This is a genomic window from Microbulbifer discodermiae (assembly GCF_040742695.1).
Classification (GTDB): domain Bacteria; phylum Pseudomonadota; class Gammaproteobacteria; order Pseudomonadales; family Cellvibrionaceae; genus Microbulbifer.
The window spans coordinates 30,243-43,705 of the sequence record NZ_JBFLAB010000035.1; the positions used below are offsets into that span (position 1 = coordinate 30,243).

12 protein-coding genes and 1 pseudogene are annotated in these 13,463 nt (G+C 49.5%); 8 read left to right on the forward strand and 5 right to left on the reverse strand.

Going from position 1 to position 13,463, the window contains the following annotated elements; genetic code table 11:
• The first annotated feature begins 3 nt into the window (after positions 1-3).
• From AB1S50_RS12900 to AB1S50_RS12915, 4 genes are all read left to right on the forward strand, one after another.
• A complete protein-coding gene (locus AB1S50_RS12900; protein WP_367151184.1) occupies positions 4-789 on the forward strand; it encodes a hypothetical protein in 786 nt (261 codons plus the stop codon).
• A complete protein-coding gene (locus AB1S50_RS12905; protein WP_367151186.1) occupies positions 786-1,550 on the forward strand; it encodes a hypothetical protein in 765 nt (254 codons plus the stop codon). Before AB1S50_RS12900 ends, AB1S50_RS12905 begins: the two co-directional genes overlap by 4 nt.
• Before the next feature lie 14 nt (positions 1,551-1,564).
• Positions 1,565-2,305 (forward strand): hypothetical protein, encoded by a 741-nt coding sequence (locus AB1S50_RS12910; RefSeq protein WP_367151188.1) that lies wholly within the window; start codon positions 1,565-1,567, stop codon positions 2,303-2,305.
• 355 nt (positions 2,306-2,660) lie between these two features.
• Entirely contained in the window at positions 2,661-5,198 is a 2,538-nt protein-coding gene (locus AB1S50_RS12915; protein WP_367151190.1) for an alpha/beta fold hydrolase, read from the forward strand.
• A gap of 306 nt (positions 5,199-5,504) precedes the next feature.
• Here AB1S50_RS12915 and AB1S50_RS12920 read toward each other — a convergent pair.
• From AB1S50_RS12920 to AB1S50_RS12930, 3 genes and pseudogenes are all read right to left on the reverse strand, one after another.
• A pseudogene (locus tag AB1S50_RS12920) lies at positions 5,505-6,746 on the reverse strand (serine hydrolase domain-containing protein).
• Between the two features lie 363 nt (positions 6,747-7,109).
• Entirely contained in the window at positions 7,110-7,493 is a 384-nt protein-coding gene (locus tag AB1S50_RS12925) for a hypothetical protein (RefSeq protein WP_367151192.1), read from the reverse strand.
• A gap of 334 nt (positions 7,494-7,827) precedes the next feature.
• Positions 7,828-8,382, reverse strand: coding sequence for a head GIN domain-containing protein (locus AB1S50_RS12930; protein ID WP_367151194.1), 555 nt, complete (start codon positions 8,380-8,382; stop codon positions 7,828-7,830).
• A 478-nt stretch (positions 8,383-8,860) separates the two neighbouring features.
• Between AB1S50_RS12930 and AB1S50_RS12935 the strand changes: the two genes are divergently transcribed.
• The 4 genes from AB1S50_RS12935 to AB1S50_RS12950 all read left to right on the forward strand — a co-directional run bounded on the left by AB1S50_RS12935 (position 8,861) and on the right by AB1S50_RS12950 (position 11,965).
• Entirely contained in the window at positions 8,861-9,292 is a 432-nt protein-coding gene (locus tag AB1S50_RS12935; RefSeq protein WP_367151195.1) for a site-specific integrase, read from the forward strand.
• A gap of 968 nt (positions 9,293-10,260) precedes the next feature.
• Positions 10,261-10,698 carry a hypothetical protein gene (locus AB1S50_RS12940; RefSeq protein ID WP_367151197.1) on the forward strand — a complete coding sequence of 146 codons (438 nt, stop codon included), beginning with the start codon at positions 10,261-10,263 and terminating at the stop codon, positions 10,696-10,698.
• Between the two features lie 301 nt (positions 10,699-10,999).
• Positions 11,000-11,539 carry a hypothetical protein gene (locus AB1S50_RS12945; protein WP_367151199.1) on the forward strand — a complete coding sequence of 180 codons (540 nt, stop codon included), beginning with the start codon at positions 11,000-11,002 and terminating at the stop codon, positions 11,537-11,539.
• A gap of 24 nt (positions 11,540-11,563) precedes the next feature.
• On the forward strand, positions 11,564-11,965 hold the full coding sequence (locus AB1S50_RS12950; protein ID WP_367151201.1) for a TolB-like translocation protein: 402 nt from the start codon (positions 11,564-11,566) through the stop codon (positions 11,963-11,965).
• Positions 11,966-12,041: 76 nt separating this feature from the next.
• Here the strand turns inward: AB1S50_RS12950 and AB1S50_RS12955 are convergent, their stop codons facing one another.
• Positions 12,042-12,590: an HD domain-containing protein gene (locus AB1S50_RS12955; RefSeq protein ID WP_367151202.1), complete on the reverse strand. Its 549-nt coding sequence runs from the start codon at positions 12,588-12,590 to the stop codon at positions 12,042-12,044.
• A 767-nt stretch (positions 12,591-13,357) separates the two neighbouring features.
• On the reverse strand, positions 13,358-13,463 hold a 106-nt coding region (locus tag AB1S50_RS12960; protein ID WP_367151204.1), incomplete at its 5' end, for an IS3 family transposase.

Genomic DNA, 13,463 nt, shown 5'->3' on the forward strand with positions numbered 1-13,463 from the left:
GTTATGGCTGACATCCGTCATCTTCTGGTCGCTTATGACCATTTGTCACTGAGTGTTCTTTTAACCATTTCCAGCCGGGAACAGGAACTGGTGTCTGTCAGTGTCCATGACCGTTTCGGTGTATTGGTCAGGGAACAGCAGTTAAAATCTCCAGCGGAGGACCTTCTCCTAAAAGAAATGCCACGCGGACGTTTTCCTCTGAAAGTGGAAGTAAAAGACAGTGCAGGTGCGCTTTCGCACTTGGGTCCACTTTATCCCACCCCAACAGATACTCCAGAGCCTGGCGCGGTACCGCTTCCCATTGCCGCTGTCGATGTGGACAATGACCCCGAACTGCGCAAACTTCGTTCGGATATCCGCAGGGGCCAGGCTTTTGCTGTCGGCCACCGTCGCAGTGAACGGCTTCTGGACATGGAAGCCAAGTCCAATCTCGAAAATTTACGCTCTATCGTTTTCTCTGTATTGATCGTTGCGGTCGGTATAGCCGCCTCAAATGGCCCCGAAAAGAGTTCAATTACCCCAGTATTACTGGGTTTTGTGGTATTGATATTGGGATTTATGGGTTGGCGGGTGTCGCGCAGGCTTAAGGATATCCAGCGACGCAGTGAAAGTCTGGCAAAAAGACAAGCGGATGCTGTCCGCCCCTTCAAGGAGGCCCGGCAGCGCTTAACTCAATTGGGATTGGCGCACCTGACTATTCCCTCGGGTGGCAGCAATTGCGGTTGTGGAACCGGCGGTTGCGGAGGCAACACCAGCGACCACCACGAGACAGTGGAGGTTGCCCAATGATTCGCGCACGCGCTTACGAAACCGGCTCTGATAGCAGCATGCCGCTGGTCAGGTTCGTTGTTGAGGATGACTCCGGGAACGGCATCCGCCAGGTTATGATCTATGACGATGTGGGCGGAAGCTACGGCCCCTTCGAGCCAGTACAATCCTGCGACCAATACCTCGAATTTGAAATAGGGCCTATCGCGAGAAACCGCTTCCCCCTGTGGGCCGAAGGCGAGGACTGTGGAGGGCAACCAACATCCCGCCAGGAAATCGGTCCACTCCTGACACCGGTACAGCCGCCCCCGGGTTCTCCCGGTGTGCCCATGCCCTGCAGCCCAACCTGGTGCCCGCCGGCTCCCGACTGTGATGTTGCAGTCAATGAGGTTGGAGAGGCCCAGGGCGAAATGGCCGACGTTTGTGGCGACTGTGCCCGTTTGCGATCCGCACAAGGGAATGCAATCGCCGAAGCCGTCTTGTTGGCGATACTCGCTGCCGTGCTTTTTGCCCTGGCTGCAATATTCAGTGTCTTAGCCTTCCAAAGCGGGCCCTGGGGTGCGGCATTTTTCATATTGGCAATAGCCAGCACCGCTGCCGCGATAAAGTTGTCGGGAGATGCCCATACCGCCCGGGAGCGCGCGGAGAGCCTGGGCCAGCAGGCGGAGGCCTGTGAAGCAAATCTGGCGGGCCTGCGAATGCGACTGGACGATGCTTTGAGGCGTATCAGCCAGCACTGCTGCGAACACTGTGTCTTTGTTCCACTCACTGCACCTTGCTAGCCGCTGAGGATAATATGATTCAAGCCAGAGTTTTTGAAACTGCCTCAGATGCCTCCTCCATTACTGCTTATTTGGTTCTTCAGGACGACAGCGGGGATGGTATCCGGCAGGCATTGGTCTACGACGATACCGGCACACGGTATGGCCCATTTGAGCCCAACACCCCTTGTGACAGGATCTTGGAATTTGAACTGGGGCCAATAGCGCGCACCCGCCTTCCGCTGTGGGTCGAGGCTTTTGATTGCGGCGGGCGCACTACACCCCGGGAAGAGAATGGCCCTTTGCTAACACCCCTGCCTCTGGAGCCCGGCTTACCCGTCCGGTGCAGCCCCGAGGTCATGTGCCCACCGGCAACCGGCTGTGGGGTAGCGGTCGCGGATACGGCTGCAGCGGCCGCTGAGTTATCGGATGTCTGTGAGGAATGCGAGGGTTTGCGAAAGCGCCTGAGCAGCAAAGAAGCGGAAGCGATAGGTTTTTTTATCGCCTCCATGGTTGCAGCTGTCCTGGCCGCCATATTTCTAGCGTTAGGGTCCTGGTTCAGCCTGGCGGGAGTGGCATTGGCCATTGCCGCCGCTGGATTACTGGTCGCCTTTCATGAGGCCAGCAATGCCGCCAACCGCCTGCGCAGTCAGGCTGAAGAATGCGAGGCGCAACTGGAACAACTGAGGGATAACTATGATAGTGGACTGCAACGTATCGGGAGCCACTGCTGCGAAGCCTGCATGATTGGCGCTCCCCTGAGTCCCGCTTGCTGACATACTCCCTAACCGAGCCGTTGGACCAACCCGATCGTCGCCTGGTGCGATAAAGGCGGGTAGGTCCGACCTTTCCTCATTAATTGACAGAATGAACCTGTAACTGGGATAAATTCAAAAATTCTGAAAACGAACAGATATTTGCCGAACCCCTGGCTACGGGATCTTCACCCCATTTTTTAATACACAGGCCCTGGACTCAATAGATCTAAAGGAATAGTCGATTTCCACTTCTAACGACCATTAATTGCAAGAACATCGACCGCGCCTTCACATAACAGGAACTGCGGTTTGATTGGAGTTGAACGACTAAATTACCTGAGTCCACACAACCCTTATTGCCGGAGAATACCCTATGAATGTTAGCCATTTTAGAGATCCCGGAATCATCGAATACTGCCCTATTGCACTGACCAAGGACCGGCTTTTCTGTCCATCAGAGGCGCAACTGGAAATGCTATTTTCCCGAACAGCCGACGGCCGCCTCAATCCCTCCCTGCGCGACGATTCCCAGGTAAAATGGGGAGATCCAGTGGGCACACTGGCATCGGCGGCCATTTTCAGGCTCTTGGAAACGGGGGATGCCACCGCCCCGCCGGGATTTGGCGGCGCCGGCAGTCCGGTTATATCCATTGCCATTGCGGACTTGAGCGTGACAGGCGCAACCTACCTGGCGCGATTTCGCTCTGCGGCGATTGGCGAAGGGGGAGAGGTCGACCTCCCCCGATTGAAAGGTGGGGTCGCACTGGCGGCGAGGGCCTACGCCGAGGATAGAGGAGTCACCATCCTTCCGGATCGCCGCCGCCAGGTATTCGATGCTGCGGAGTACGTGGTGGATCGCGCCTTGGCGGTTTTGTGGGCCCTGCATGGCCCGGTAGCGCACCGGGCGGCTGCCAGGAGGCCCCTGGGGTGGATCGCCGTGAATGCCGAGCGCGATCCGCCGCCGCGGCCAGTGAATGTTGATACCATTAACTGGCCCTGTGCAGATATCGATGTCACTGTCGGCCATGATGGCCGCGACATCACAACCAGAATCCGCTACGCCATCGCCGGGGCGGCTGACGTTGATACCGACGTATCGATTTCCGACTCTCTGCCGGAAACAAGACGACCACCGCTTATCCCCGACGACTGCCTGCTATTGATCTTTCTACACGGGCACAGTTCAAGGCTGGAAGAGGCGGGCAGTTTTTACCAAGGGCTTCTCGATGAGCAGGAATTTTCCGCTTTTAGCAAGCCTTTCGCCGTTGTCAGTTTTGACTTCCCCACCAACGGCTACTCCGATTATGTGGATCACGAAGACCTCTCTCCCCTGCAAACCACCACCAGATACTCTCCCGACCGGGCAGAGCAACGCAGATTCGGTATGCTGGAGTATTATGAAAAGCTGGTAGTGGAATTCGTAGAAGAGCTGGATCGACAGATCATCGCGGATGGTCGATCCGGGATTCTGGACCGCATCGCAGCAGTCGTGGGCGGCAGCATGGGGGGGAACCTGGCACTGCGCCTGTCCGAGCGGTTGGTGACAAGCGCCATCTGGCTGGATGCAATCGTATCCTGGTCCCCGGCAAGTTCCTACGTGTCCTTCGGCCGCGCCGACTACTTTATTCCCAGTCCGGGTGAACATTTCGACCCAATCGCCAAAGAAGCACTGGAGCGACCACACCACCGGTGCCAGCAAAGGGAGTCAGACGGTTCACGGGCTGATTTTATCGGCCTGCAAATACAGGGGGAGCGCCTCATCAATGACGGTACCCCGGGATTTGAGGCCGGAGTGCGACTGCTGAGTTTTTTTGCCCAGCCACTGGTGGGTGGTCTGGCGCCTTTAATCCTCGGTCCCGGGTTGGGCCCGCTGGTTTCGGGATTGGTGGGTCCACAAATATGGGGCGCCGTCGCAGTGGAGGGCGTCGCAAACATCACTCCAATAAAACAATCGGATACCTGGCTACGCGAGGAATGCAGGGCGGAATATGATAATGCCGCTGCGGGCCAATCCGCCCTTTTATTGCTGAATGAAACCTATAACAGTCGCCGCAGGCGTATGCACTGGCGTATTGCCTATGAACAACTGTTATTTAGCCACCAGGATGAAGTGGCCGCGAGCCGGGGCCTGCCGTGTTATGAGGCCTCCGATATACCAACGCTGCTGATTGCCGGAGCCGAAGATGTCGTGGATGAACATCGCTTTAATATCTTCGGCGGCGTCCAGTACCTTGCACCCCGGATGGAGAATAATCCCGGCTATGCCATTCTGGTGGATGAAACGGGCCATTCGATCCATGCCGAGCGTCCGCGCTGGCTGGCCCAGCGTATCCTGAGCTTTATGGCGCAGCGGCGGCCCCCGCGGGAAATACTCTCGGCGAGCAGGGAGGATGGTCGGATTACAGCGTTTCACTTCGCCCCACTTTGGAAGCCGAAATCCTATGAACAAGTGTTAAACCATGCATTGGCACGCGGTGGTGTCACACCCTATGTGATTGTGGACGAATCGGGGAATCGCACCAGGGTTTTGGCCCGACGCTATCTCGCCACACAGGCGGATGACAACCCGGACAACAATTTGCGAGCGCTGCCCCCAACCAGCCTGGTCGAACCGGAGGGTACCGCAAGGGGACGGGACGGCGGCTTCCCGGTGACCCATATCCGCATCCGTGAATCGAGCGACAGCCCAGCAGGCTCCTGGGTGTCCCACCTATGCAATGATGCGCTCAATCTACAGGTATCCAACTATCATGCTGAGGAAGAAGTAGTAGCTGGAAGGGCGCGCTACTATATTCTGGCAGACGGAACTGAAGTCGACCTACACATTGTGGAATATCTCACGACCAATCCGGATGCAATCCGGGAGAATAACCTGAGTGAATTGTCGGATGCTGCCGCTACAGACACTTGAGTAGGCAAGTATCGATTTTCTATGGACTAAGCAACTGATAATCGCTATAGACTTATTTAAAAAATGATATAGGAAGGGCCTCTTCTCTGGAAGGCTCTTCCAAATCACAAAATATCCTATTGTTTATCAAACTTAAGATATAGCTCCGAATTCTGCCTATATAAACCTGCTACCCGGACTAGACGAATGGCTGTGAAGGAAAATTTTGTGGCTTGTTAACATAGCTTGTGTGGACATATCCAGAATGCTCTTTGTCTTGATATTCAGGTGCGAAAAGGTTTAAAAAAGTTTACCAACCCGTAAGTTCTATCCTTGCTTTTGCAGACGATTGGCTATCTCTCTTACCGCTTGCCCGGATTTCATATCCGCACCACGATTCATTAGAATAATAAATCCATCTTTATTTTTACGATCAAAGTACATTGCAGTAAATACACCGAGATCCGAACCCATATGCCCAGTAAGCCCATTGCGATCCCGCCAAAAGAACCGCTGGGAATCAGAAACCGATTCTGGAAGTTGTAAACGAAACATTTCGTCGTACATCTGTTCCGACAAAATCCTTGCGCCCGAACTATCTCGATTATTCAAGATTGCAACCAAGAAATCTGCCAAGTCCGAAATACTACTGCGTACCCCACCATCAGGATACTGTGGATTACCAGCATGTGGATATGGAATAAATTTTTTAAACTCAAACGGTGGATTAACCCACTTGCTAATCAGGTAATTCAGCGCGCCAGATTCCGTATCGGCGCACAACCCAATATACGGCACACACTGCTCGACTTCATAGGGCACAGCAATGGCGCCAAGGTCCAAACCTTCGAGCAACCAACTGGTATTTTCCATTTCCAGACTTTGGAACAGCGTATCCTGACTGTATTCAGCCAACGACTTCCCCGTGACTGATTCTACCAATAAACCCGCAACACCTGCCGCTAAGTTACTATAGACTCAATTGTTCCCCGGCATGGCATTGGTGAAATATTTTCCATTATTATATAAATCTCCATCATGAGCTAACAGTGACCTCAAATGCAATTCCAGGGAAATTTCAGTGTCTTTATTTTTAGCGTAAGAATTGTAATCATAATAATCGGCGATTCCGGAGGCATGGCTGGCGAGATGCCTAAGTGTTATTTTCTCTCCCCCGGTGTTGGGATTATCAATCCGGAACGGCAGATATGCATTAATATCACGATCCAAATCCAAATACCCCTGGTCCACCAGTTGCAACAGAGTGACACCCATGATTGGCTTGCTGATTGATGCCACATTAAATAGAGTGTCCTCCGATACCGCTTTACCACTTTCCAGGTTGGACATACCATAGGTTTTAATGAAAAATATCTGTCCACCTTGTATCTTCGCAATGGCAACACCAGGAATCGCTGCTTCCCGCATAATTGCAGGTATAAATTTATCCAGGGAGGAAATTCCCGGACTAACCACTTTTTCACTGGGTAAAGCCAACCAAAACCCTAAAGTAACAGCAAAAACAATGCCAATCGAATAAATTATTTTCACCGTAATCTCCATGTGCATTAATAGGACGCAGCAACGCCACCAGTCGCCTCTTGGACGCCGCTAATCCCAATAATGGATGCAGATTTTTTTTCCTGTCGGGTCTTTTTTAGCTTTAAACTCGTGCGCATGACCCTCTCCAGAAAAACGTGTATGGGAAATAGCCGCAATACCAGATCATAAAAAGGGGGAGACAGGGAGTGACACGAGATTAATAATCAAAATTTTTGCAACATAAGTTGCAAGGGACGACAAAAGTGCTTGTATGGCTATTTCAATCTCGACGCTCCAACAGGGTAATCAAATGCACTTTACTGACCCATGAGCGAATACTAACCATAATAAATTTCACTATAAATTTCTGGTGAAAGGGTATATACCAGGCTAGCTACTAAAAATAGTTTTGAAATACCCGATATTTTCTATTTCTTCGCAGTAATCACTAAACTCAAACACTTCCATGCTGGTAGGATCCAAGTAGAAATAACCCAAATCCTGAGCATCAGGTTCATGGCCGAGAAATATAAGACCTTCTACTGCTTTGTATTTAGCCGCTTTTTTTGCGTTATTTAGAAGCCTATTATAGCGATTGTAAATAGTTTTGTAGCCACTCACGATCTGGCCTGTTCGAGCTTTGCTCGTATATGTCAGTACAACTCTCTTTTCAGCTTGATCGGCTAACCAGGCTTTGAGCTCTTTAGGCAAGACTTTATCAATCAAGTGTTCAAGCTTATCCAATTCTTTTTGTGAAATTCGTTTTTCTGTCATTTTTATTTACGATCTTAATAATAGATTATAGATATTCTCTATCCCAGCTTTTTCCAACTCTTTCAGTTCCATCGTTTCACCCGGCCACCACCTTTTGCCGTATGAATTTTTTAAAACACATCAATACCGGATTTTGTGTGAAGATAAAAGGGCAGAGATTCGCGCAAAATATGCGTAGAACTCAGATGTCAAGGCATTGCGATCCCAATACAATATGTCTCCCGACTTAAGCAAATAACCAATCCCGCAGCAATCTCGTGAAAGAATAACCAATAAAATCACAGAGTTAGGCATTAAATGACGATTGCTTTATCCAAAAACAGTCAATCACTCATTAATTGACGATCTCAAGATCGGCGTTGTTCAAACTGCCACTGCTGCCACCGGAAATAATCTGTTGCGCGCCTGCCTTGCCGGTCAAGCGCAGGTTACCGCCACCGGACATGTTCGCCTCGACACTGGCGACGTTCAGTTCAAGGTCGGCATCGCCATTGCCGGTAATGATCACCTTGAGCTTGTCGGCATTGATTGGGCCGTCACTAGTCACGGTTGAAGAACCAGCGGTTTTGACCGACTCCAGCCGGTTGTAGGTCACATTGACAAGAATCGACTCGCCACTATGAAAACCACGGGTATCGACCTTAAGGATGCCGTCGGTCACCTCGGTGGTAATATCTTTGAGTTCAATCCCGGCCGCTTTGACTTCAGCAGAAGGGTTTGTCCCGTGCACCAGCACCACATTGGTCAGCCCACCCACTTCAATTCGGTTAAAATCACCCAAGGTGCGGACTTCGCTGCTGCCGACTATCTCAGCCGTCAAAGGGCAACCAGTCATCATCCCTGTCATTATCAGAGTTGCCAATACCGCGAATAAAGATTTAATGCTCATAATCTGCTCAGTAAGTTTCCGTTACTTGAAAATAGTTATATGATAACCATCAGCTGCTCACCAACCGAGCAACCAGCGCTCCACCCTGCTCATGCAAGACCCCGAAATGATCTCCCTCGGCACTGCTGAAGCCCACACCACCGCGGTCTTGGAGAAGATTTTCTGCCATCTGGAATCGACAGCCTCGGTCGTGTCGCTGGCCGCTTTATCCACCGCAGCAGAATGTACCTGACAAAGTGACGTCATCAGCATGAAGGTCCGCCTTGAAAGCTCGCTTCTTTTCCAATGAAGCTGCTCATCAACTTTTCGCGCTTCAGCTTCTAAGAGAGTTCATACAATCCGTCATGGAAAGTCAATTACACGTCATTACACCTGGCAGCCAAGTGAACTGCAGCATACCTTAAAAAGAGAGCTAAATCGCATCTAATGCAATCTTGAAGCACCACCGGCACCGAGCTGGCTCTGTCCGGTGGCCGCGTTGCAGGACTGGTTCTCCACCGGTGCCATCGATGAAGACTATGTCTACACCGAGATCAAACACTGGTGCGAGAAAATTTCCGACGGACAACTGAGCGCCCGGAACATCAATGTGATTCTGGAGCGGATTTTTAAGGAAGCCCGATTGGATGGGAGTGGCTACAGCTCGCACTCGTCTCGCCGCGGGCTGGTGAACTATACCGACGATCAGGGCGGGCGCATGGAGTATGCGGTGCACATCGTGGGCTGGAAAGATTTTCGTTCGGTACCTACGTACCAGGCATTTAATAGCCAGCGCTTAAAACAGCTCAATCAGCTTGGGCACCAGGCGCATCGCCGACGCAAGGACCCAGCCGGGAACACGCAATTAGCGGATGCCGGCCCGGCGACCGGTGAGCTTCCGGAGTTAATACCCTCTTCCGGCATGAAATGACAGGACCCCCTTGAGATTTTGATAACGCCATATGTGAGAATGGTTCTCACACCCCTCAATCCCATCTAAACCATGAGCCCAATTTACACCGAACTAGTCAATATAAATCAGTAAGTTAAGGAGTTCTTACGCAACATTTCCCTCGATCATGTCAAATAGCCGACTTAGGGCACTCCAGCATTGCCACAACCGATACTGTTTACGTCCACACAGAAAGTAAGATTCGAGCCAATAGTGGGAAGCAACGGGGCGTAAAATAGCACCTCTCAGAAAACAATATGAAATTCGTTAGTAAGATGTTTCGCATGATAAATTGATTGAATTTACTCAGTACCCTTTTATTTCTGAGTTCTCGCACTAGTTCCATCTCACTAATCACCACTCAGCGGTGATTTAAGGCATCCATGATGGCGATACGCAAAACACAACCAACCGCAACCGATTAGATGCCGTAAAGCTTCAGCTAATTCAACAGCTGAAACTCATACATCGGCTGCCAGCCATATTAAACTGCTTTATCGGATTTTCGGCCCAAAGTTGTTGAACTTCCATCGTACAAAAATGCATAAATAGTAGTAAAATCAATTGGTTAAGGCTGGCTCTGTAAAATTTCAAAGCGATTCCGACAGATGCCCAATATTGATTTCTCTCGATTTAGCCAAATAGCCAATCCCGGTGAAATCTCATGAAAGAATAAGTAATAAAATCAACGAATTAGATATTAAAAGACGGTCGCTTTATCCAGAAACGTTTAATCACCAATTTTAGCTGTTTAACAACCCCTCAGCCCTGACGTGGAATACAACACAATTTGCTGTTAGTAAGCCTCGTAAGCTAGATAAAAAAGGTACTGATTTGCTGAAAGCGCTGTAGTAGTGCCCCCCTGCCGATTCGGAAAGTTGACATTAGAAGGCGCCATCCCCAATATTCCACATGTTCAAAGAAACAAACTTGTCGAGGAAAGAGTAATGGAACGTGAAATAAGTAACGTCAGACTCTACGCTATGCGCCTGGTATTTCTGCTTACCTTTGTCGGCTTGGCACCGAGCGCCTGGCAGGAAATTATTGTCCCCGCGGAAACTTGGGAGCCTTTTTACGGTGTTGCGATTGCATTCTGGGCCGCGCTTGCGTTGTTGTCTATTATGGGTTTTCTATACCCGCTGAAAATGCTACCGCTATTGTTTTTGCAGTTGACCTACAAACTGATCTGGATACTCGGAGTTGGCCTGCCACTTTGGCAACAGGGCTTACTCGAGGGTGCTGCCCGGGAATTAGCTTTTGCCAACGGCATTGGCGTCATCTTGGATATATTGGTCATACCTTGGGTGTATGTGGCAAGGCAATACTTTTATCGACCGATATGGTGGTTTTCCGGGCAAGAAAAACATAGAGAGCCCGCCAATTAAGAGCAGAGAAGAACGCCCCTGCCAACCCCAGAAAGTTGACATCAAGGGGCGACTCTCCGAAATATTCCTTCCCGACACCTTAAGGTTGGTGCTGCAATACAAGGTCTACGCTTCTGGCATCAGGCGTCAAGACATCGCGATACCAATACAATATATCCCCCCGACTTAGACAAATAACCAATCCCGAAGAAATCTTGTGAAAGAATAACCAATAAAATCACAGAGTTAGCCATTCAATGAAAATAAGCCAAGTCCCCTTCATTCAATAGCTCACTGGCACAAAAATAGGAACTCATAAGATATGAAACCCTCTTCCCCGTCAAAGAGTCTCACTGGCCTTTTATTATTAATGAGTTTACTTGCCAATATCCCAACCTTGGCTAAACAGCCGGCTTCAGTTAATAAACTCAAAGGCCCCTATCTGGGCCAAACACCTCCGGGTCATACACCTGTAGTATTTGCGCCAGGGCTTGTCTCCACCGAACACAGAGATTATAGCGGCTCCTTTACTCCTGATATGCAAACTTTTTACTTCACTCGCAGGGATAATCAAATCGAAAAGTGGTATTTGCAGCAGGTTAAATCTAACAATGGATATTGGCAGGAATCTACCCTTATGCCTAGAGTCGGCCGCCCCATACTATCACCCGACGGCCAGACCATGCACTTGGGTAAAAAATATATGCAACGTGATCGACAAGGTTGGTCAGTTATTAAAAGTTTAGGTCCAATGCTTGACCGAGATGACTGGGGGATCATGCGTTTATCATCCTCAAATAGCGGAACATATGTATTTGACGACTATAAAAATGGTGATGTTTTGCGCATTTCCTACGTATAAAATAAAGAGCGCCAGCCACCAAAATTGCTTCCAACTGTAATCAATAATGGCGCGTATACTGCCCACCCCTTTATCGCAGCAGATGATTCTTACCTCATCTGGGACAGTGAAAGAGATGATGGCTATGGAGGTAAAGATCTGTATATAAGTTTCAAACAAGCTGATGGCAGCTGGAGCACGTCTTTCAACCTCGGCAATACAATAAACACCGCAGCTACAGAGACCGGTGCTTATGTATCCCCAGATGGTAAATACCTGTTTTTCAATAGAACGCCAGGAAAAGTCAGTAACGAAGGAGATATATTCTGGGTAGATGCCCAGGTGGTAGAAAGCTTCAGGCCTTATCCATCTCAGCCTCAAACTTCTGCCGAAGGAGCCGACTCGAATGAGGGAGGCAAAGTTCTTCACCAAGGCCCGTACAAGTGAAAAACGGCCTGTAATTGTCTATTTGGGCCAGAAATTACAGATTCAAACGATCAACATGTCCAAATCTGCGCGAAAATCAACAGCCTGCTAGGGACCGGAGGCCACTCTGAAGGATTTCGTTTGCCCTGAGCCATAAACTCTCGTCGCCTTCCTTCAACACCTCAAGCAATAAAGCTTTCTCCTGAAGGTAGACTGCCGCAAACTTCGGGGCACAGGCGACGAAAGTTCTACTGTTGTCTATCAAGTCCGCCAGCTTGATTGTTTTGGCTTCGGCTGTCGCTCGTGCTATATGCTCCCTATCGATAGCCTTCCTGACGGAACGGTTTCCATCCTCCAGCCTAGACACATCTGTCAGCCATGCAACCAATTCAACAACCTCAACACCAAACTCACGCTCGATATCGGCAGTAGATATCTCAGTGTCCTCGACTGTATCGTGAAGTAGCGCAGCAGCTAACATAGCTTCTGTATGGGGAACTTCGCTAACAATACTGGCGACTGCTACGGGGTGCCTAATGTAAGGCTCCCCAGTGTACTTGCGCCGCTGATCAATAGCACCGTGCGCAGATTTAACAAATAAAAATGTCCTCTCAACAAGTTCTGATTTGTTGCCTTTTAGCACCACCAAGTTTTCTCCCTAAACTGACTATTTTTCGCATTCACGTTTAGCACGATGCAAAAGACAATGATTTTGGTAGCCATTGCAGCACCATAAACTTTATTTACCGGAGTTTCGTATAATAAATGTAATTGGATAAGGAGAGGGGTCAGCTGCTAGGCTTGCACGTATTCTCTTTACTAGCGGCCACTATTAATTCAGGAGATGCCTCTACCGATAACTACCAGCCAGCAACTTTGTAATAGTATGTGGGTAACCGATTCAATTCAAAACCTATCATTTGATCCTTTATCCCGGATTTTATATGGTCCCAGATCCAACAACGCTAGAGAATCTTACAATTACCGATGTATAAGACAGCCCAATTGGAAATTTCGCCGTAACAGAATGCTACCAATCTAAACTCCAATTTTCATCTTTTTCTCGCCGCAAAATCGCGGCAGATTTCACTGGTGATGATTTGATATCCAATGCCGGCCTTCTGCTGCTGCGTGAGTACGGCCAACGCCTTGGTTTGTCTCACTGTTTGGCGAAAGTCGTGAACGACCCGCTGCGCTAATCCAGATTCCGCTACTGCATCTATACGACAGTTTTGTCGAAAACAACCAATTACAATTTCGACACTTTTAGAATCACCAATTTTCCACCGACGATAACAAAATCATCCGCCAAAGTATTGTTTATTTTTTAACCAATTAAATTTCACCGCTTGTACTATAATGTACGCGCTACACAAATACTGGGGTGTCCTGACAATACTGGACAGTCCCGCTTTAAGCCGCTTTGGCTGATTCCCAATACTTCTTGGCGAATTCAGTTGGGGCCAAGTTGCCAAGCCGTGAGTGGCGACGTTGGCGGTTATAAAAAATCTCGATGTAC

Excerpts from the sequence above, each read along its gene's own strand:
- AB1S50_RS12940 (WP_367151197.1), top strand. The coding sequence starts at position 10,261 with ATGGAACGTGAAATAAGTAACGTCAGACTCTACGCTATGCGCCTGGTA.
- AB1S50_RS12945 (WP_367151199.1), top strand. The coding sequence starts at position 11,000 with ATGAAACCCTCTTCCCCGTCAAAGAGTCTCACTGGCCTTTTATTATTA.
- AB1S50_RS12915 (WP_367151190.1), top strand. The coding sequence starts at position 2,661 with ATGAATGTTAGCCATTTTAGAGATCCCGGAATCATCGAATACTGCCCT.
- AB1S50_RS12925 (WP_367151192.1), bottom strand. The coding sequence starts at position 7,493 with ATGACAGAAAAACGAATTTCACAAAAAGAATTGGATAAGCTTGAACAC.
- AB1S50_RS12900 (WP_367151184.1), top strand. The coding sequence starts at position 4 with ATGGCTGACATCCGTCATCTTCTGGTCGCTTATGACCATTTGTCACTG.
- AB1S50_RS12930 (WP_367151194.1), bottom strand. The coding sequence starts at position 8,382 with ATGAGCATTAAATCTTTATTCGCGGTATTGGCAACTCTGATAATGACA.
- AB1S50_RS12905 (WP_367151186.1), top strand. The coding sequence starts at position 786 with ATGATTCGCGCACGCGCTTACGAAACCGGCTCTGATAGCAGCATGCCG.
- AB1S50_RS12910 (WP_367151188.1), top strand. The coding sequence starts at position 1,565 with ATGATTCAAGCCAGAGTTTTTGAAACTGCCTCAGATGCCTCCTCCATT.